The following is a 21,821-nucleotide window of genomic DNA, read 5'->3' as shown; positions in this document are numbered from 1 at the left end:
ATTTGCCCATTCCTTTTGGACCTAACAAAAAAGCCGGATGGTTTATCCGGCTCTCTGCGTTCTTTTCCTGTTATACTTTCATGAGTCGCTTCACAGCCCGCCCACCGTCGGTTTGCAGACTGTAGAGATAATGCCCGGCCGCCAGGCCATACCCGCTGACCGGCACCGTGTAGTTGCCCGCGTCGACCCGGCCCTCGCGCAGCACGGATAGCTCCCGGCCCTGCATATCGTACAACGTCAGCCGGACGTACTGGGCGGTTTGTACGGTAAACTGAATTTCTGTTACGTCTGAGAATGGATTTGGTGTGTTCTGGCCAAGCGCAAACGTTCCTTCCGTGACCCGCAAGGCCGGTGCCTGCCGGAAAATAGGCAGGGAGTCGAAATTCCGCCCCAGAATCGTCCGGGTGGCTGAATCATCGACGCCCAGATGATCCTGCAGCACACTGGCGTAGACCTGCCGGTAGTCGTTTTTGAATTTCAGATCCCCGCTGCTGTCGAGGTCTTTCAAATCGGGGGCTGCGCCGACAATACCACCCCGAACCGGCTTGCCGACGACAAACAGGGGGGCAGCGGTGCCGTGGTCCGTGCCGGTCGTACCGTTCTGGTTGACCCGCCGACCAAACTCAGAGAACGTCATCACCGTTACGCGGTCGGCCAGATTCTGTTTAGTGAGGTCTTTCTGGAAAGCGGCTACCGCTTCAGCTACGGTTCTGAGCAGGGTAGCGTGTTGTCCGCTCGTTACGTTCCCGGCGGTAACCTGATTGGCGTGGGTATCGAAACCACCGAGGGTAGTCAGATAAACAGGGGTAGTCAGGCCGCCGGCGATGAGTTCGGCCACAATGGCCAGTTGTTTGCCCAGCCCCGTGTTGGGATACGTAACCTGGTTTTTACCGATATCGGCCTTCTTCTTAATCACGTCGGAGTACTGCACAGACTGTGCCGCTACCTGGCGCAGAAACTTCAGCTCCTCCCCCGCTACGGTGTTCGGAATGGCATCGCTGTCGGTACTGCTGCCTTTCACCAGTTCGTAGAAGGCATTGGGGTTATCGAACACGGTACCCATCGAACCCAGTTCGCTTTGCAGCAGCATCGACTCGACCGATCCGAGCTGAATGGCCATCGGCTGCTCGGGCAGTGTGACGGGGTAAGCCGGGAACCGACTGGTCAGGTAGCGCCCCACCCAGCCCTCCGTCAATACCTGGTTCGCGTCCGATCCCGACAGCCAGATGTCCGTCGAGCGGAAATGCGACCGGTTCGGCGACTGGTAGCCAACGTTCTGGACAACAGACAACTGGGCGTTATCGTATAACTCCCGGAAGGCAGCCAGCGCCGGATTGAAACCAAGCTGACTACTCAGTTTCAATACTTTATCCTTTGGAATGGCAATCGTCGGGCGTTTCTGGTAGTACACATCGTTTTCGTAAGGCACGACCGTGTTCAGGCCATCGTTGCCGCCCTGCAACTGCACCAGCACCAGTACGTTGCCGTTCGTGCAGTCGAGGTCGAACAGCAGCGGGCTGTGCGCATACGCCCGGACCGGTATGCCCTCTATCCCGAAGGCAACTCCGCCCGTCAGCAAACCCAGTTGTCGTAGAAAGTCCTTACGGTTCATAAAGAGAGGGAAAGAAGGGAGGAAAGGAGGAAGGGGAGGAAAGGACCCGGTCTTCCTTCTCCTTTCCTCCCTTTCTCCTTTTATGTAAGTTGATACTCGGGCTGGCGCATGACTGCCTTGATAAACTTCTGGATACGGATGTCCGCCATGGGTGTGTTGGTAGACCAGTTGGCCGCAATGGTACCGTCGAGCAGGGTGTCCAGCAGTTGTTTCCGCCGTGTTTCGCTGAGCGGAAACCGGAGCAGCCAGTCCGTTACGTCTTTCACGAACAGTTCGGCCTGCTCAGCACTGGCAAAGCTTCGGGCGTAGGCAAGCGGATTGAGGGCGAACGACAACGCCTGTCCATTGGCCCGGCGGCCGTTTGTGACCGAGTCGGTAAAACCGCCCCGAGCCGGGTAGGTGTTGGAGCTGATCCAGTCGCGCTGCCCCGGCCAGCCTGCTACGTCGGGTGGTTGAAATAGCTGCTGCTGGAGCGTTTTGCCCATGTCAGCGAGGTAAGTCCAGTCGGGCTTTTCGATACCGAGTTCTTTCACCGTTCCAACCAGCAGCTCGGTAGGCGATTTGATTTTGGCCCCCCGGTAGTCTGGCTTGTAAAACTCCTCCGACGTCAGCAGAAACTGCAGCAGGGGCCTGATCTGGTAATTGGCCTGCCGGAAAACGGTCGCCATCTGTTTGACGAAGGCTTCGTTGGGCTGGTGATACACGAATTCTCGGAAGAGCTTCCGGCTGATGAAGTCAGCGACGGCGTCTTTCGTCAGAATGACATCGACAATGTCCGTGTACGTAAAGTTGCCGGTTTTACCCAGAAATGTCTTGTCGCGGTCGGCAAAGTTCGCTCTGTTAAATACCGCCTTCAGCCCATCCACCCGCCAGCCGGTCAGCGCCAGGGCGGCCTGTTTTACGTCGGCTTCGGTATAGTTGGCAGTCGTTCCATCGCCAATGCCCAGCGTGAAGAGTTCCATCAGTTCCCGGGCGTAGTTCTCGTTCGGCGCGTTTTTGTTGTTCTGCCGGCCATCGAGGTAAATCAGCATGGCCGGATCGACGGTTACGTCCTTAACGAACTGCCGGAAATCGCCGAATACGTGCCGCCGGAACAGGGCATTCTGCTGGTACATGTGCTGCGGATAGTTCACCTTCTGGCGATCGGACGTAAAGTGATTATGCCAGAACAGGACCATTTTTTCGCGCATGCTGGTCCCTTCGGTCAGCATCCGGTTCAGCCACCAGTTGGTCAGTTCTTTGTAGCGCTCCCCATCCACTCTGGCGTTGTTGGCGACGGGCGGTTCGGTCACCCACGTATCGGGCGGAGCAGGCAGCGGCAGATCGGCCAGCAACTCGTTGCGAACAAACGCATCAGCCGACGCGAACGATAGAGCTTTACGCAAATCGTTACGTGTGTAACCGAATAAGCACCGCGACAATAGGTGACGAGCCGTTTCAACATTCCACACCGGCATATAGTAACATGTTTACCTTTGACTTCTATTAACAGTTACAACAGAGGTTCGAATGAGTAATTATTTTAACATAACGTGTTGATAATCAACAGCTAAATGTAAGAAACTCAATCAAAGGGCGGGCGAATTAACGAAAAAGCAACGCATTAAATTTTTAGCGGCCGGCGGGGTGCCAAACCATCCGATAAGTTCTGGCGAATGGCGAAAGAATTTACCCCGGCTGGTAGTTATCCTGTGTATGAACACCCCCGCTTCATCCCAGAACTCGTCAAACAGGCTCCGGCTGGGCACCATATTTTTCACCGTTTTTCTGGATCTGGTTGGCGTTGGCATTGCCAATCCCATCATCGCGCCGTTGCTGCTCCGGCCGGAGTCGGGTATGCTGCCGGCCAGTTACACTGAAACCGAACGTACGCTGCTTCTGGGTGTGCTGATTGCCGTGTTTTCCATCGCCGGTTTTTTCAGCGGCCCCCTGCTCGGTGCTCTGTCGGATCGCTACGGCCGAAAGAAGGTTCTGCTGGCGTCGCTGAGCCTGACTTTCACCGGATACCTGGTTTTCGCCCTGGGTATCTATCTGAAAAGTGTCCCGTTGTTGTTTTTGAGCCGGACCATCTACGGCATTGGCGGGGGCAACCTGTCGGTTATTCAATCGGCCATTGCCGACGTGAGTGATGCGCAGTCCCGGGCCAAAAACTTCGGCCTGACCGGGGTGGCTTTTGGGTTGGGATTCATCATCGGGCCGGCCCTGGGTGGCGAACTGGCCAACCCGAACACCGTATCCTGGTTCAATTTCACGACGCCGTTTCTGGCCGCGGCCCTGCTCTCGCTGATCAACATGCTGCTGGTCGTACTGAACTTCCGCGAAACCCTGCAACACCCTGTTGATCGACCAGTTACGCTCCTGACCGGCGTCAGAAACCTGTCGGAAGCATTTACCAACCAGCGGCTGCGCATTCTGTTTCTGGGTGTGTTTTTCTATTCGCTGGGCTTTAATTTCTACACCCAGTTTTTCCAGGTGATCCTGATCAAAGTATTTGACTACAACCAGACCCAGATCGGGCGGTACTTTGCCTACGTCGGTCTGTGGGTAGCGCTCATGCAGGGCACGGTGGTACGTCGGGTAGCCAGTTTGTACGCTCCCCAGCAGATACTTCGGTTCAGCGTGCTGGGTCTTGGGTTTGCCTTATGGTTGTTCCTGCTGCCTCAGGAAAGCTGGCAACTGTTTCTGGTCGTGCCGATTATGGCCCTTTTTCAGGGCCTGACCTCTCCTAACTCCACGGCGCTGGTGTCGCAGAGCGCGGGCGCGCAGGAACAGGGGCAGACGCTGGGCATTAACCAGTCGGTTTTGTCGGCGGCTTTTGCCCTGCCGCCCATCATCGCGGCTTATATGGATACGATCAACGTGTACCTCCCCATCGTGGTTGCGGGCTCGATGGTATTGGTTGGCTGGGGCTTTTTCACCCGGTTTTTCCGCACGGCAGTGGTGACGAACTGACCCACTAAAAAATAATTTGCCGGTCTTCTTGACTGGCATTTCATTTATTCATTTACTTTGCAATACAAAGTACTTTTACACCATGAACAATTTTGCTCAGACGTTAGGCACGTACCGCTCCCCCTTCCAGTCCATATCGAACAGCCGTGGCCTGCAGGCACTGACCCTGCTCACCGGAGCCGGCCTGAGCTTGCTGATCACCCGCGGGCTGCTGACCGGCAACTGGTGGTTTTTCATCATGCTCACGTGGAACCTGTTCCTGGCGTGGTTTCCGCTGGGTGTGGTGCTGGTGCTGCGCGATCTGCGGGCGGCTGGTTTTCGCCAAACGTGGCTGCTGATCGCCGGATTGGCCGGCTGGCTGGCGTTCGTTCCGAATGCCCCGTACATCATTACCGACCTGTTTCACATCAAGAACCTACAGGACTCGTTGTTGTGGTTCGACACCATGACCTTGTTTCTGTTTGCCCTGACGGGTCTGCTGGCGGGCCTGTATTCAACCTTGCTGGTCCACCGGATGATCCGCCCCTTAACGGGTTGGGGCCTCGCCTGGCTGCTGATGATCGGTTGCCAGCTCCTGTCAGGCTTTGGGATTTACCTGGGTCGGTTCGGCCGCTGGAATAGCTGGCATATCCTGACCAGGCCGTCGTCGCTGCTGAATGCCGTAACAAGCTCCTACCAGGATCACCTGAGTATGAAACTGACCCTGTCGTACGGTTTTGTGCTGACGGTACTGTACGTGGCTTTTCACTGGTACGTTGAGCAGGATAGCGATGCTAAAGCCTGAATCGCCCGCTTTCGGGGAGGTACTTCGTAGAGTTTATCTGGCCGTCAATGTGCGCCCGGCGGTTTTGTTCCACACTTATCTATGAAAGCTTTGAAGGTAAAAATGATCTTACCGGCGTTAGCAGAAGCTGAGAGTCCGTTTTGGCGGCCGATTAAATATTCCCTTTTTCCGCCACTTGGCTTAGCTACCCTGGCCGCTCACTTGGCCCCTGACGACGAGGTTGACTTACAGGATCAGCACGTGGAGACCTTACAACTCGACGACTATCCGGACCTTGTCGTTATTCAGGTGTACATAACGAATGCCTATCGAGCGTACGCCATTGCTGATCACTACCGCCTTCGCGGAGCTTACGTCATCCTGGGCGGGCTACACGTAACTTCCATGCCGGATGAAGCTGCTCAGCATGCCGACAGTATTTTTCTTGGCCCGGGCGACCAGTCATTTCCCACCTTTTTGAGCGATTTCAGACAGGGTGTTCCCAAACGCAGATATAGTTCACCCGTCAGAACGCTCGACAACATTCCTCCGGTCCGGCGTGATTTAATCAAACGGGATCGGTATCTGGTTCCCAATTCAATTGTTGTTACCCGCGGCTGTCCACACCATTGCGATTTTTGTTATAAAGACGCCTTTTTTGAGGGAGGCAGAACCTTTTACACCCAACTGGTCGACCAGGCGCTTCAGGAGATCGAGCGCCTTCCCGGTCGGCATCTGTATTTCCTCGACGATCATCTTCTGGGTAATGCCGGATTTGCCAGAGCATTGTTCGATGGGATGCAAGGGATGAATCGAGTCTTTCAGGGAGCCGCAACCATTGATTCCATCCTTCGCGGAAATTTAATTGAAAAAGCCGCAGACGCTGGATTGAGAAGCGTATTCATTGGATTTGAAACGTTTTCACCTGCCAACCTGAAGCAAAGTAACAAGAAGCAGAATCTGGCAAAAGACTACACCAGTGCTGTAGAACGCCTGCATTCGCTTGGCATTATGATTAACGGTAGTTTTGTCTTTGGTCTGGATGAAGATGACAACGACGTCTTCAAAAGAACGGTTGACTGGGGCGTCGAGCACGGCATCACCACAGCTACGTACCATATCCTGACGCCTTACCCGGGTACCAACCTGTACAAGACGATGGTAGCGGAAAACCGCATCGTAACCCATGACTGGAATCTGTACGACACCCGGCATGTCGTTTATCGAACCACACGGCTGACGGCCGACCAGCTGAAGCATGGGTATGACTGGGCCTACAAAGAATTTTATAGCTGGACCAATATCATTGCATCAGGCATGACGCATGCGTCGAACAAGCACAAACTAAAGCACCTGCTTTACGCGGGTGGCTGGAAGAAATTTGAGCCTGTCTGGAATTTTATCATCAAAACAAAGCAGCTTAATACGATGCTGCCTGTACTGGAATCGATTCTGTCGAAGATAAAAACCGAGATTCAACCTAACTTGGCGAACGATAAAGGTAGGTTCGCCCGATTATCGGTCGGTTCACCGACAACCGTAGCGGATTCTGCTCCTGTGTTCCATGATTAACGTTCGCAAGGTTATTCGTAGCTTCCGGTTTGCCGGGCAGGGTATTGTTGACCTGTTTCGGTATGAGAACAACGCGAAAGTGCATTTGCTCATCGCGCTGCTTGTGATTATCGCCGGCCTTTGGTTAGGTCTGGCGCGGACGGAATGGGCGATTATTCTGACTCAGATCGGGCTGATCTGGGCGGCCGAAGCCTTTAATACCGCCCTCGAAAAACTTTGCGATCTGGTTATGCCGGAACTCCACCCGACCGTCAAAGCCGTTAAGGACCTCTCGTCGGGGGCCGTTCTGGTGCTGGCCATTACGTCTGCCGTTGTCGGTGTCATTATCCTGGGCGGAAAACTGGTCGACCTTTTATACAGCCAGTATGCTATTCGTTAAATCCGTTTTCATCCAACCTTGACCATGTCTGAATCGCGCGAACACCTCCAGACGCTGACCGAAATTCGCAGCCTGATGGAGCGCTCTTCCAAATTTTTGTCTTTAAGTGGTTTGTCGGGCGTGTCGGCGGGCATTATCGCGCTGGCGGGCGTGGGCGTCGTTTCGCTGCGGAAAGCGGCCGAATTGTACCCCCTTGCCATCTACGACCGGCCAATTATGGCATCGACCACCACCCGGCACGATCTGGTCACGTTCCTCATCACGGATGCCCTTGCCGTACTGGTGCTCGCCTTGTTGACTGGTACGTTTTTTACGGTTCGCCGGGCACGTCGGCAGGGGCTGAGTGTCTGGAATGCGAGCTCCCGGCGGCTGCTGTGGGCGTTGATGGTGCCCCTGGCGACGGGTGGGCTGGTCTGTCTGGCCCTTATCCGGTATAATCTGGTCTGGCTGACGTTCCCCACGACGCTTATTTTCTACGGCCTGGCGCTGCTGAACGGCAGTAAGTACACCCACCGCGACGTTGAATCGCTGGGCTATTGCGAAATCGCCCTTGGTTTGCTGTCCCTGTTTGTTACCGGAATCAATCTGCTGGCCTGGGCGCTCGGTTTCGGGGTCCTGCACATCGTGTATGGGCTTGCCATGTGGTATAAGTACGAACGTAAAACGGATACGGCATGATCAAGAACCTGTTAGCGCAGTTTAACAAAGCCTTTGAGAGCAAAGCGCGGCTGAGCATCATGTCCGTTCTGGTCGTAAATGAGTCGCTCAGTTTCAATGCTCTCAAAGAACTGCTCAGTCTCACCGACGGCAACCTCGCGACCCACCTGCGGGCGCTGGAGGAAGCCGGTTATGTTGCCGTGCAGAAGCAATTCGTCGGTCGCAAACCCAATACGACGTATTCGGCCACCGACGCCGGTCGGCAGGCGTTCAGCGACCACCTGAATGCCCTGGAAGAATTTATCAAAAACCTGTAACCATCTACCCCGTAACTAACGTACTCATTCACAAACGGTACTCTGTTGTAACTCCAAAACGACCACATCCATGAGAGAGGCCATCTTGAATAATCTGGACAATCCCCGGCAGCTTGAAGTACTGTACCGGGACAATCAAACCGCCTTTACGCAGTCGTTCAACTCGATTTATGAAGAATTGAAACATAACAAGACGGCTGCGGTCTGGTACGAACGCCTGAACTACGGAGGCCCGGGGATTGCGCGGGACTCGACCAATGAACAGACGTTTACCATCATTGCCTCGGTGCTGGCCGGACTCATTGCGAAACTGCCCGAACTGCTGTCGATCAATGAAGAGTACTTCTATTCGAGAAACGTAGCCTTCATTGTGCTGCCGCTGCTGATGGCGTACTTCCTCCGGGCGCAGAAAAGCCCTGTGAACAGGATCATCCAGGTAGCCTCGATAACGCTGCTTTCGCTGCTGTATATCAATAAGCTACCCGTTGCAACCAAAAGCGATACGTTGATTCTGGCCTGTATTCACCTGCCCCTTTTCCTGTGGACGCTGCTGGGTTTCAGTTTCGTTGGTGATAAGGTAGCCGACCATCGGAAACGACTCGACTTTTTACGTTACAATGGCGATCTGGCGGTGATGCTGGCTCTGATCGCCATTGCCGGCATCCTGTTCACGGCGCTTACGATCGGATTATTTCATTCCATACAGATTAACATCGAGAAATTCTACGGACAATACGTCGTCGTTTTCGGAGTATCGGCTGCGCCCTTTGTCGGTACGTATCTGGTGCGCAGCAATCCGCAGCTGGTCGGCCGGGTCTCGCCCGTTATCGCCCGGCTCTTTACCCCGCTGGCGCTGCTTACGATCATCGCTTTTCTGGTTGCCATCGTTACGTCGGGGAAAGACCCGTTCACAGACCGCGACTTTCTGATCGTGTTCAACCTGCTCCTGCTTGGGGTCATGGCCCTGATTCTGTTTTCCGTGGCCGAATCGTCGAAGGCAGCCCACAACCGGAATGAAGTACTGCTGCTGTTTGTGCTGGCCCTTACAACCATCATCGTGAATGGCATTGCGCTGTCGGCCATTTTATACCGAATAACCGAATGGGGCATTACCCCGAATCGGCTCGCTGTTCTGGGCAGCAACGTGTTGATTCTGGTCAATCTGGTTCTGGTCACGCGTACCCTTTTTCAAGCCGTTCGAAACAGTCAGAAAGGGGCAGCCTTGCGCGTTGAAAACGTCGGGAACGTCATAGCCGGATTTTTACCGGTTTACTCGTTGTGGACTGTCATCGTGACCTTCCTGTTTCCCGTTCTGTTTGATTTCAAGTAAGGGCATTCGGTTGTTTTTGTCATGCTCCGGTACCGGCCATCCGGTTTCGTCAGCATGACAAAAACGCCCCTGTTGATTGTACCAGCCAAGTGGGTCTGTTACGTGCTAAACAGGTTGCTGCCATTCGATACGTTTGGGGTTCCTTACACCGGTTTACACCTATTTCCCGGAGGGCCAACGGGTCCATGAAGACGCCATAAAACCAGCGAAGCAGGCTCGAATTTGGCTTTATTGACGTTACCTGATCGAACAAAGCGAGTCAAAAAGGAAAGAAAACAACCGCTCAGAAAATAAGCGCAAACTCTACCGCTTTCTGACCGGGCCCACGTTCCAAATTTTCGGAACTTCGACACGTGCCTTTTTTCCAGCTTATTCGATGAAGACCGTTCTGTTCCTGATTAATCCGCTGCCCAGCCATTACAATGGCTTTTTCCGACTGGCCGATCTGCTTCGAGCCCACGATTACCGGGTTGTTTTTACGGGAACTGCGTACCTGCGCGACCACATCGAATCGCAGGGGTTTGCGTTTGTAGAGCTGGACTACCTCATCGAGTACTACGTTGTTAACCGCCACGAAAGCCTCGAACACCTGAAACGGACCATCCGAAGCCGGCAGTTCGGCCGGCAGCGGTACCGCGAGTTTCTGGAAAAAGTACGTTCCATCGAAGGCGTTCTGGAGGCCGTACAACCGGATCATGTTCTGGTCGACGAGCACCTGAACTACTATTATTACCTCATTCAGCACCTGGTGCCGCAGGTTTGTTTTCTGCACATCAAGCCCCCCACCCGACGCGCGCCCGGTCTGCCCCCCATGACCGACCCGACTCCAAGTTCCAATTCGCTCCGCGACCGGGTCTACAGCTGGTGGTCGTGGGAGAAACACCTGATGCGCCGACGGGTCGGACGGTGGCTGCGCGAGGGCGTTTTTCTCGGTAAGAACGACTTGTATTTTGTCGGGCGCTGGGGCCGGAAATTTGGCGTTGACAAGCGCCGTCTGGACCGACGCAACAACGCCCTTTACGATATTGTGCGGGGCGTCCCATCGATTTACATGACCCCCCAGGCGTTTGAATACCCCTGGTTCCGGCAGGCCGCTACGGAATTCTTCCTGACCCGGCCTTACCAGCGCCGGGATACCACCGACAATACTGCGTTCTGGAAAGGTATGGCGCCGGTGTTGAGCGGTGAGGACAAAGTAATCCTGGTGGCTCTGGGAACACTCAGCGCCGATCAGGCCGACGTAGCGGTCCGGTTCCTGAATCAGGTAGTGGAAGCCGTGCGCCCCCTCTCGGGCGTTCAGGTAATCATTGCCAACAAACTGCTGGCTGCTCAGTCCGATTTGTCGCTGCCCGCTCATATCCACCTGTTTGCGCACGTGCCGCAGCCCGAACTACTCCCCCATTGTGATCTGATGCTGACGCATGGCGGCATCGGTTCCGTAACGGAATGTCTTGCCGCCGGGGTGCCCATGCTCGTCTACCCGCTGAACCTGACCAGCGATCAGGTGGGGAACGTGGGCCGGGTGCTGTACCACCGGCTGGGTCTGGCCGGCGAACTGCGTAAAGCCGATCCGAACGTAATCCGCTGGCAGATGAGTATGCTGCTTGCCGATCAGACCGCCTACGCAGAGCGCGTCCGGTCCGTACAGCAGCAGATCATGGCCAACACCCCGCGCCAGGAAGCGGCTGTCCTGAAACTGCTCCGCTACGAGGCCGCTCCGCAGTTGACCAACTCCTGAACCATCTTTCCAGGCTGCCTGCTACCGCGAAATTTTTTGCAGACTTACCGGTACGCAGATCTCCGGGCACTCGCAGGTGCTCGGTACCAGCACGACCGTAACATCCCGAAAGCAGCCGTTGTCGCTGAACACCCGCACGGTATACGGCTGCGGACTGGCTGGATTGGCCAGGTTCTGCGCAATAACGCCGTTGGCGGGTATGGTTGGCAATCCCGCCGGACCGGTAGCCGGCCCCGTGTAGGTTGGGCCCACCGTGAAGTCATAGCGGTCGGCGGGGTTGAAGCCGCCCAGCACAAGCCGGCCATCCGCCTGGGGTGTTGCCCCGACGCAGGTGGGCGATACCGTCGACGCGTTGAAGGCCTGTCGCTGATTGATGATCACATTGACCGAATCAGACCCCGAACAACCGGTTGAATCCGTGATCGTGACGATGTACAGACCCACGTTGGCCGTGGTTGCATTCGCCAGGGTTGGGTTGGCTACGTTGGCGGTGAAGTTGGCCGGACCAGTCCAGCGATACGTAGCCGACACACTGGTCGTGGCCGTCAGCCGGAGCGTATCCCCCGAACAGATCGGCGCATTGCTGCCGGCCGTAACAACCGGGAAACCCGCGGGCTGGCCCACTCCGAAAGCCTGCGAGAACTGACAGTCATTGGCATCCGTCACGGTCAGCGAGTACGTACCGGCCACCAGTTGCGTGCGGTCTTCGGTCGTGACGCCGTCGTTCCAGAGGAAGCGGTAAGGTGGTGTTCCCCCGCGGGTATTGATGGCAATACTACCGGTATTGCCGCTGAAGCACGTTACGTTGGTCACGAACCCTTCAAATTCCAGCCGGAACGGTTCAGTAATGGTGATCCGGGTACTATCGCGGCAGCCATTTGCATCAGTGACGACCACCTGATAAAGCCCCGCCCCGAGGTTGTCCAGGTCTTCGGTCGTAGCAACGGGCTGGCCGGTGGTGTTTGTCCAGGCATACGTGTACGGAGTGGTTCCGCCGGTTACGGTCAGGTTAATCTGGCCGGTCAGATCGCCTTCGCAGCGGATGTTCCGGGTGGTAAAGGTCAGCACCAGCGCATCCGGCTGGCCGATCGTCACGGTCAGCGATTGAACGCAGGCATTCCGATCGGTTACCGTGACGACGTACTGACCAGCCGACAGACTGTCGAGGTCTTCGGTGGTGGCGCCCGTACTCCATTGATACGTGTAGGGAGCGGTTCCCCCCGCGGGTGTGAGGTTAATGGTGCCGGTGTTCGTGCCGTTGCAAAGCGCCGGAGTCGTCTGCGCCGACAAACTCAATGCCGTTGGCTGACTGATTGTGAACGACAGAGCGCCGGTACATAGGTTTGCGTCGGTGACGGTGACGGAGTAAACCCCGGCCGTCAGCCCGCTTAGATTGGCGGTAGTTGCGCCCGTGTTCCATTGGTATGCATACGGCTGTGTACCGCCCCCGACGGTCAGGGTGATGCTGCCGTTTGAGCCACCAAAACAACTGACATCGGCTTCGTTACTGCTGAGCCGCAGCGGAGCCGGTTCAATAACCGTAAAGCCACGCGTCAGCAGACAGCCGTTAGCATCGGTGATGGTAACCTGATAGCTGCCCGCGGTCAATCCCGTCAGGCCGGCGGTGGTTGCGCCTGTGTTCCAGGAATAACTGTACGGAGCCGTGCCGCCCGATACCGTCAGGCTGATGGCCCCCGTGGCCCCACCGGCACAGGCTACCGGCTGCACCTGGGCCTGCAGGGCCAGCGCCGGTGGTTGACCGATCGTTATGCTCAGGCTCGAAACGCAGTTATTGGCGTCCAGCACCGTCAACGAATACGTTCCGGCGGCCAGTCCCTGCCGATCTTCCGTAGCCGTACCGTCGGCCCATTCGAATTGATACGGGGCCGTGCCGCCCGTTACGGTCAGGTTGATGGTTCCATCGGAGCCGCCAAAGCAGCGAACGCTGGTCGTTTGGGCCGAAAGGCTCAGTGCCGTTGGCTGCGTAATGGTTTCGGAAACGGCCTGCGTACAACCGTTGGCATCCGACACCGTTACGGAGTACACGCCGGCAATAAGCCCCGTCAGGTTCTGACTCGTGGCCCCGTTGCTCCACTGGTACGAATACGGCTGGGTACCGCCCGAAACGGCCAGTTGGATGAATCCTTCGTTCCCGCCGAAACAGCGAACGTTCTGGCTGGTTTCCGTTACGGTCAAAGCTGTGGGCTGACTAATTACGACAGCTCCAGTCGCGGTGCAACTGTTCGCATCGGTTACCGTGACGGAATACGCCCCGGCCACCAGACCGGTCAGGTCTTCGGTGATAGCGCCGTTGCTCCACCGGTACGTGTACGCGGGTGTCCCCCCGCTAACGGTCAGGTTGATACTGCCCGTATTGCCACCGTTGCAGCGTACATCCTGCTCGGTCAGCGCCAGCGTCAGGGCCGGCGGCTGGGTGATCGTGACGGAGGTAATTGCCGTACAGAGATTCGCATCCGTAACGGTGACCGAATACACCCCGGCCAACAAACTGGAAAGGTCCTCGCTGGTCGCGCCGGTGTTCCAGCTATACAGATACGGGGTGGTCCCACCATTGACGGTCAGGTTGATCTGGCCGGTTGCCGCTCCATTGCAGACCACGTTCGTAGCCGAAGCCGTCAGGCTCAGCGCCGTAGGCTGCGTCAGGGTAACGGACGTACCGGCCGTACAGCCGTTGGTATCCGTGACGGTGACGGAATAGACACTCGCCACCAGGTTAGCCAGGTCCTCGGTCGTGGCACCCGTGTTCCATCGAATCGTGTACGGCTGCGTACCGCCCGCAATCGAGAGCCGGATAGCACCGTCAGATGCCCCGAAACAATCCGGATCCTCCGACTGGTACGTCAGGCTTAGTTCGGTCGGCTGCGTGACGGTCACCGACGTACCGGCTGTACAGCCGTTGCTATCCGTAACGGTTACTGAATAAATTCCAGCGATCAGACTCGTCAGATCTTCGGTCGTGGCGCCGTTGCTCCACTGATAGACGTACGGTTGCGTACCGCCCGAAACGGCCAGTTGAATGGCACCGTCCGCGCGGCCAAAACAGGTAACCGGTGTTGCCTGCGCGCTCAGGCTGAGGGGTTGCGGCTGCGAAATCGTGACGGACATGGTCGCCGTACACAGATTGGCGTCGGTCACCGTAACCGAGTATACGCCGGCCGTCAGGCCCGACACATCTTCGGTCGTCGCGCCGTTGGTCCATCGATAGCCGTACGGCTGGGTTCCGCCCGCTACGGTCAGGTCGATGGTTCCATTCTGCCCACCGAAGCAGCTGACATTCGTAAAGCTATTACTTAACTGTAGTTCGGTCGGCTCGTCGATGGTAAAGCTGCGGGTCAGGCGGCATCCGTTCGCATCAGAGATCGTAACCTGATACGTTCCCGCCGTCAGTCCGGTCAGGTTCTGGCTTGTGGTTCCCGTATTCCAGGAATAACTGTACGGAGCCGTGCCGCCCGATACCGTCAGGCTGATGGCCCCCGTGGCACCACCGGCACAGGCTACCGGCTGCACTTGAGCCTGCAAGGCCAGGGCGGGTGGCTCACTGATGGTAATGCTCAGGCTCGTAATGCAGTTATTACCGTCCATAACCGTCAGCGAGTACACCCCGGCGCTCAGGCCCTGGCGGGTTCGGGTTGCCGCCCCGTCCGCCCATTCGTATTCGTACGGTAATGTACCCCCGGTAACCGTCAGGCTGATGGTTCCGTCGTCGCCACCGAAGCAGCGAACATTCGTTTGCTGGGCGGCAATACTCAGGGCTGCCGGCTGGGTGATCGCTTCAGTCAGGCTAATGGTGCAGCCGTTGGCGTCGGTCACGGTTACTGAATACACCCCGGCCGTCAGCCCGGACAGGTTTTCGGTTGTAGCGCCGTTGTTCCACGAATAACCGTAGGGTGCCGTCCCCCCCGAAACCGCCAGCTGGATTGAGCCGTCGTTCCCGCCAAAGCAACGAACATCCTGATCAGCTGCCGATAGACTCAGCGCCGTTGGCTGATTGACCACGACCCGCTCGGTAGCCGTACAACTGTTGGCATCGGTCACCGTTACGGAATAAATACCGGCGGTTAAGCCATTGATTTCAGCGGTGGTCGCGCCGGTATTCCACCGATACGTGTAAGCACCGGTGCCGCCCGTCACGGTCAGCCGAATGAGGCCGTTGTTGCCGCCGTTGCAGGATACGTCCTGCTCAACGACGTTGATCGTTATGGCTGGGGGTTGCGTGATTACCACCGACAGGCTTTGTACGCAGCCGTTATTGTCCGTCACCGTCACAACGTACGTGCCGGCTTCCAGATTGATTCGGTCCTGGGTCGTCAGCGAATCCGACCAGCGGTATTGGTACGGAGCCGTGCCGCCCGTTACGGTCAGGTCAATGCTGCCGGTACGTCCCTGGAAGCAGGCGTTGTTCACCTGCGTGGCACTGAGTACGAGCGCCGGTGGCTCCTCAACGGTAGCCATTACGGTTTCGGTACATCCGTTCCGATCGGTTACCGTCACGGAATACACCCCGGCGGTCAGGCCGGTCAGGTCTTCGGTCGTCGCGCCGGTTGACCAGCGGAACAGATACGGTGGCGTCGCTCCCTCGACGGTCAGGTTAATGGCCCCGTCGGCACTGTCGTTGCAGGTTTCAGGCGTAACCTGAACGCTGACGGCAAACGGCGGTGGCTGCGTAATCACGGTTTGCAGCGAGGCCCGGCACCCGTTGGCGTCGGTCACAACCAATGTATAAGAGCCGGGCGGCAAGCCAAATACGCTCGACGTAGTGGCGCCGTTACTCCACAGATAGCTGTACGGTTCAGTGCCTCCGCGAACAGTCGGCGTAATGCTGCCCGTCTGACCACTGCACTGCAGATTGCTGGGCATTGCTTCGACGATGAGGGGGTCCGGCTCGGTAACGGCCGAAGTGAATCGGCGCTGGCACCCGGCCGCATCGGTTACCGTTACGGTGTAATTACCCGCCGGGATATTTTCCAGGTCCTGGGTGGTCGCGACCGGTTGCCCGGCGGCATTAGTCCAGGCGTATTGATACGGGGTCGTACCGCCCGTTACGGTCAGATCGATGGCTCCATCGGAGCCGCCTTTGCAGGACACGGGCCTGACTACCTCGCTGATATTCAGCGAATCGGGCTGGGATAACGTAAAAGACCGGATCACCGTACACAGGTTGTTGTCGGTCACCGTTACGGAGTACGTACCGGCTACGAGACCCTGCCGATTGGGGGTGCTGACATTATCGTTCCAGTTGTATTCATACGGTGCAATACCGCCCGTTACGGTCACGCTGATGCTGCCCGTTGCCTGATCAAAGCAGCCAACGTTCTGGGTGACGGCGGCAATACTCAGGGCGGCCGGTTGCCCAACGGTCACCGACGTAACGCCGGTACATAGGTTGGCGTCGGTTACCGTCACGGAATACACCCCGGCCGATACCCCTGTAATATCTTCGGTGGTTGCGCCACTCGACCAGCGGAACGCGTAGGGCAGTGTCCCTCCCGCGACGGCCAGCCGGACTGAGCCGTCTGTCCCACCGAAGCAACGTACCGGGGTCACCTGCGTGGTCAGACTCAGCGCGGTGGGCTGCGCCACCACAACGGAACCACCGATGGTGCAGCTATTGGCATCCGTCACCGTTACGGAATACGTGCCGGCCACCAGACCGGTCAGATCTTCGGTCGTGGCCCCGTTGCTCCACCGGTACGTATACGCGGGCGTACCCCCGCTAACGGTCAGGTTAACCGAACCATTAGCGGCCCCGTTGCAGGCGGCATCCTGCTCGGTGAGTTGAACAGCCAGCGCCGGGGGTTCAGTAATGGTTACGGAGGTAGTAGCCGTACAGCCATTTGCATCGGTCACGATGACGGTATACGTTCCGGCCGACAGACCAGTCAGGTCTTCAGTCGTCGCACCGGGTAGCCCACTGGTATTGCTCCAGGCGTAGCGATAAGGCGTAGTGCCCCCGGATACGGTCAGGTTAATGGCGCCGGTTCGGGCACCATTGCAGGCTACGTTCGTTGAGGATGTCGTCAGGCTCAGGACGGCCGGCTGCGTCAGCGACACCGACGTGGTTATGGTGCAGTTGTTCACATCCGTCACGGTGACCGAATATACCCCGGCGGTCAGGCCGATCAGGTCTTCGACCGTCGCGCCGTTGCTCCACTGGTAGGTATCGGGAACGGTCCCGCCCAGTACAGTCAGGCTAACGGCTCCGTCGGCGCTGCCGAAGCAGGACGGATTCGTGGCATCGGTCAGCAGGGTCAGGGCCGACGGCTGCGTCACCGTTACGGACGTTGTGGCCGTACACAGATTGGCATCCGTTACCGTAACCGAGTATACGCCGGCCGTCAGGCCCGACACATCTTCGGTCGTCGCGCCGGTTGTCCAGCGGAACTGATACGGCAACGTACCGCCGTTGACGGACAGATTAATGGCTCCGCTGGCTCCCCCGTTGCAGGCAACACCCGTCACCTGGGTATTGAGGCTCAGCGCCACTGGCTGCGTGATGGTAGTACTTATAGCGGCCGAGCAGCTATTTGCATCCGTAACGGTCACCGAATAGGTGCCCGCTACCAGCCCCGTAAGATCCTGCGTAGTGGCACCGGTAGTCCAGCGGTACGTATAAGGCTGCGTTCCGCCTACCACCGACAGGTCGATACTGCCATCGGTACCGCCCGAACACCGCACATTTGTGAACGTCCGGCTCAGTTGCAGCGGCTGCGGTTCATCCACCACGAAGGTGCGGCTGCTGAGGCAACCCTGCGCGTCGGTAACCGTAACCTGATACGTGCCAGCAGCCAGATTGGTACGGTTAGCCGTAGTCGGGCCATCGGCCCAGCGATAGGTATAGGCAGGCGTTCCGCCGGTCACCGTCAGGCTGATGGCTCCCGTGGCACCACCGGCGCAGGCCACATTGGTAACCACCGATCCTATGGTCAGGGCGGCCGGCTGCGTCAGCGTTACCGACGTAATCGCCGAACAGTTGTTGTTATCCGTAGCAGTAACCGAGTACACCCCGGCAACCAGTGCTGATCGGTCTTCGGTCAGCACCCCATCCGACCAGCGATACTGGTAGGGCTGTGTGCCGCCCGTTACGGTCAGATTGATACTCCCGTTTGCATTACCGAAACAGGACGGGTTTTGTTGCGTCGTGCTCAGGTTTAAGGCCGTTGGCTGCGTTACCGTGGCCGATGCCGTCGCCGTACAGCTATTGGCATCGGTCACGGTAACGGAATACGTCCCGGCTACAATTCCGTTCAGGCTCTGGGTGGTGGCCCCGTTGCTCCACCGGTACGTGTATGCGGGCGTGCCCCCGGCCGCAGCCAGTGATATGGCCCCCGTAGCACCGCCGAAGCAGCGAACCGGCGTTGATTGGGTAGTGAGCGTCAGCGCCGGTGGCTGGCTGACCACGATCGAGCCGGTCACGGTACAGCTATTGGCATCGGCCACCGTCACCGAGTACGCTCCCGCCGGAACAGCCGGCAGGTTCTGGGTGGTGGCCCCGTTGTTCCAGCGATAGGTGTAAGCCGGTGTACCGCCCGTAACCGTCAGGCTGACCGAACCGGTGCTGGTTCCGTTGCAGAGAACATCCTGCTTATCGAGGGCTACGCGCAGGGCGGGCGGCTGAGCAATGGTGGCCGAGGTGGTGGCCGTACAACTGTTGGCGTCGGTCACCGTTACGGAATAAGTTCCGGCCGTCACCCCCGTCAGGTTCTGGGTGGTGGCTCCGTTGCTCCATCGGTACGCGTAGGCCGGTGTCCCCCCCGTTGCCGTCAGGTTGATGGTGCCGGTTGTCGCCCCGCTGCACGACAGATTCGTTACGGCGGTGTTTAGGCTGATGGCCGTGGGCTGGGTAAGCGTAACCGACAAGGGCGTGGGCGACGCAGCGCAGGTATTCCGGTCTGTTACCGTCACCGAGTACGTACCCGCCGTTACGGCCGCCAGGTCTTCGGTGGTGGCGCCGTTGCTCCACCGGAATGTATACGGTGATGTGCCCCCGGCTACCGTTAGATTTACCTGGCCGTCGGCACTGCCGTTGCATCGTGGGTTCTGGGTAGCTACGGTCAGCGTTGGTTGCGCAAATACGGTCACGGATTGCGTCACCGCAGCCGTACAACCGTTCGGCGTTGTGACGGTTGCCCGGACGGTTCCGGGTGTTGCCCCGGTCCACCGAACCGTCACACTGGTGCTGGTTGGCGTACCGCCCGCCGTGATGGTTCCGTTGGTAACCGACCAGCTATAGGTTCCTGAACTACCGGCCAGGTTGTAGGTGACGGTTGTACCGGTACAGGCCGTTGCAGATCCGCCCGCAAAACTCAGCGTCGGAGTTTCTCCCTGCATAACCACCGATGTCGTGTCCCGGCACCCCTGGGCGTTGGTGACGGTTAGGTTAAATCGCCCGACAGCCGTAGTCGAAATAACCCGGGTGGTCAGAATCTGCTTGTCCGGCGTAATCCATTGGTACGTATAGTTGCTGTTCGAGCTGGTGGCCACGGCCGTCAGCGAGGCAGTACCACCCGGCAGACAAATCAGTGGGTTTGCCGGCAAAATATTGACGGTGAGATCGCTGTTCCGATTTACGAACTCCAGACAAACGGTACCCTGCCGGCCAATCTCGTTTTCGACGGCCACGCGGATTGTATCGCGCGAACAGGCCGGCGCATTCGCCCGCATCGTGTACGTAATGCAGCTATCCTGCGAAAAGGTTACGGACTGCGTCAGAGAGCCGCCCACAATGCTGGTGATCCGGTTCCGGGTGCCGCAACTGGTCAGGCGCAGACAGCGCGTAACGGCCTGTCCCGGTGTGACTTCGGCAGCGGTATAAAAATCGTCGGGCAGGTTATTGTCGGGGTTTAGTACGTCAACACGGGCATCGTAATTGGAGTAAAAGCCAAAGTTACCGGTGTTTGTACCACCCGTATTGCTGACCACGCCAACCTGAAACCGCTCGTTGGAAGTAACGGTATTGACCGTACCAGCCGAGGCAATCGAGCCGTTCGGAAAACTGACGATGGCCTGCGGAACGCCCCCTACCGTGACGTTATCGACAACGGTACCGAAGCTTGTATACGGCTGCCCCCTGAAGCGCAGAGACGACAGGCCCGTCTGCGGAATCGTCACGATGGCCTGGTCGTTGGACCCGCTGCTGGTTCGGTAAAAATCGATACGCCTGCTGCCGTTACAGGGGTTGATGGTCGGCAGAATACCCATCCCGAACTCATTGGCCGCATAGGACGATACCTGATACGTATACGCCCGCCTGGACGTAGTGATGGTAAAAGCCCGGTTCGGATAGTTTGGCAGGTTATAGGTAAACACTTCACCGTTGTTAATGGTAGCCGTTGCCAACGTGGCAATGGTCGTGCCCGACGCTGTGGTAGGACCGGTAACCGTAACTGTTGTGCCCCGCTCGATACCGACCACGAATATGTAGTCGGAATTAGCGGTCGTATTCTGACCGTGTACCGCCACGTAGCTCTGGCCGGTGGTTCGGGCCGGCACCAACTGGTCGATCCCCGCGTCTTTGTTACCGCTATACGGCTGCCCGTTGTGCTGAGAACCGGAGTTAACCACAATCGGCTGGTTCGACGTAACCAGCACGCCCGCAACCGACCGGTTTTCTGAGTTAGTCGTACCGATTATGCGGGTCGACACCAGGTACGTATCGCCGGCGTTCAGCGTTACGGTGTGCGGAAACGTGGTAATGCCCTGCAGGGAGGTTACACTGGTGGGTGCCCCTGCAGCGGAAGGCGGTAACCGGAACGTCACGACGGTGTTGTTCTGCGTCGCCATAACGCCTACGAAATGGCGCTCGTCCAGGTTGTTGTTGGTCGTTGTCAGGCGGGTCTGGCTGCCGGCGTAAAACGCATAGCCAAGAGCCGCCCGGCATTTTAGCGGTACGATATCCTGGTTCAGTGAAGCCGTCAGCCGGTAGGTTGCCTGAATGGGTTCGTCGGAAGTAATGATCAGGCCACGGTTCCGCTGGATGGTATTTACCGTATTGGTCATTACCACCGTCTGGCCACCGGTCAGGCTGGTCGGGAGCGATACGATGGTCGAGCCGGTCGAGGTTACGACAACGGTCTGGTCGTAGGACCCATCCGGCGTCCGGATGCGCACGGTCGTAAAGGGAGCGTTGGTCGACAGAACAAGGTCCTGCGACCCAAAATAACTGGCGTTGGCCGTGGTTGGGTTGCCGTAGATGGGCGGCATATAGCACGTATTGGACGTACCGCACTCGATCGACTGGGCGCATTCCGGGCAGTCAGGATCCTGACAATCAATGAGGTTATCGCCGTCATCGTCGATGTTATTGTTGCAGATCTCAACCGATTGAGCCAACAAAGGCGTAGCCGTACTGATGGTCATACCACCCACGAGCACCAGCATCAGCCCAATCTGACTCAGGATGCGATGAAGAGAGGAAACATTGAGCATGTAGAATTTCGGCATACACAAACGGGTGGTAACCGTCCTACCGGTTCAAAATACA

11 protein-coding genes are annotated in these 21,821 nt (G+C 57.5%); 8 read left to right on the top strand and 3 right to left on the bottom strand.

Annotated elements, in window-relative coordinates:
* Nucleotides 1–70 precede the first annotated feature (70 nt).
* On the bottom strand, nucleotides 71–1,612 hold the full coding sequence (locus DYU11_RS30800) for a DUF1501 domain-containing protein (RefSeq protein WP_119671593.1): 1,542 nt from the start codon (nucleotides 1,610–1,612) through the stop codon (nucleotides 71–73).
* Between the two features lie 80 nt (nucleotides 1,613–1,692).
* Nucleotides 1,693–3,069: a DUF1800 domain-containing protein gene (locus DYU11_RS30795; RefSeq protein WP_119671592.1), complete on the bottom strand. Its 1,377-nt coding sequence runs from the start codon at nucleotides 3,067–3,069 to the stop codon at nucleotides 1,693–1,695.
* A gap of 238 nt (nucleotides 3,070–3,307) precedes the next feature.
* On the opposite strand from DYU11_RS30795, the gene DYU11_RS30790 reads away from it, so the two are divergent.
* The 8 genes from DYU11_RS30790 (at nucleotide 3,308) to DYU11_RS30755 (ending at nucleotide 11,320) form a co-directional block, all read left to right on the top strand.
* A complete protein-coding gene (locus DYU11_RS30790) occupies nucleotides 3,308–4,564 on the top strand; it encodes an MFS transporter (protein WP_119671591.1) in 1,257 nt (418 codons plus the stop codon).
* A gap of 82 nt (nucleotides 4,565–4,646) precedes the next feature.
* Complete coding sequence (locus DYU11_RS30785; protein ID WP_119671590.1) at nucleotides 4,647–5,348, top strand: DUF1361 domain-containing protein; 702 nt, start codon at nucleotides 4,647–4,649, stop codon at nucleotides 5,346–5,348.
* A gap of 240 nt (nucleotides 5,349–5,588) precedes the next feature.
* Nucleotides 5,589–6,899 carry a B12-binding domain-containing radical SAM protein gene (locus DYU11_RS30780; protein WP_229366131.1) on the top strand — a complete coding sequence of 437 codons (1,311 nt, stop codon included), beginning with the start codon at nucleotides 5,589–5,591 and terminating at the stop codon, nucleotides 6,897–6,899.
* Nucleotides 6,892–7,278 carry a diacylglycerol kinase family protein gene (locus tag DYU11_RS30775; RefSeq protein WP_119671589.1) on the top strand — a complete coding sequence of 129 codons (387 nt, stop codon included), beginning with the start codon at nucleotides 6,892–6,894 and terminating at the stop codon, nucleotides 7,276–7,278. The genes DYU11_RS30780 and DYU11_RS30775 overlap by 8 nt, the downstream gene beginning before the upstream one ends.
* A gap of 24 nt (nucleotides 7,279–7,302) precedes the next feature.
* Nucleotides 7,303–7,956: a hypothetical protein gene (locus tag DYU11_RS30770; RefSeq protein ID WP_119671588.1), complete on the top strand. Its 654-nt coding sequence runs from the start codon at nucleotides 7,303–7,305 to the stop codon at nucleotides 7,954–7,956.
* Nucleotides 7,953–8,252, top strand: a complete 300-nt coding sequence (locus tag DYU11_RS30765) for a winged helix-turn-helix domain-containing protein (RefSeq protein ID WP_119671587.1) — start codon at nucleotides 7,953–7,955, stop codon at nucleotides 8,250–8,252. Before DYU11_RS30770 ends, DYU11_RS30765 begins: the two co-directional genes overlap by 4 nt.
* Nucleotides 8,253–8,322: 70 nt before the next feature.
* Complete coding sequence (locus DYU11_RS30760; RefSeq protein ID WP_119671586.1) at nucleotides 8,323–9,582, top strand: hypothetical protein; 1,260 nt, start codon at nucleotides 8,323–8,325, stop codon at nucleotides 9,580–9,582.
* A 376-nt stretch (nucleotides 9,583–9,958) separates the two neighbouring features.
* Nucleotides 9,959–11,320 (top strand): nucleotide disphospho-sugar-binding domain-containing protein, encoded by a 1,362-nt coding sequence (locus DYU11_RS30755; RefSeq protein WP_119671585.1) that lies wholly within the window; start codon nucleotides 9,959–9,961, stop codon nucleotides 11,318–11,320.
* 21 nt (nucleotides 11,321–11,341) lie between these two features.
* Here the strand turns inward: DYU11_RS30755 and DYU11_RS30750 are convergent, their stop codons facing one another.
* Nucleotides 11,342–21,781 (bottom strand): hypothetical protein, encoded by a 10,440-nt coding sequence (locus DYU11_RS30750; protein ID WP_119671584.1) that lies wholly within the window; start codon nucleotides 21,779–21,781, stop codon nucleotides 11,342–11,344.
* Between the last annotated feature and the right edge of the window lie 40 nt (nucleotides 21,782–21,821).

Origin of the sequence: Fibrisoma montanum, from assembly GCF_003583365.1 — a bacterium.
In the GTDB taxonomy this organism is placed as follows: domain Bacteria; phylum Bacteroidota; class Bacteroidia; order Cytophagales; family Spirosomataceae; genus Fibrisoma; species Fibrisoma montanum.
Note: the sequence above shows the minus strand (reverse complement) of the source record. Positions and strands in the feature narration are given on the sequence as shown.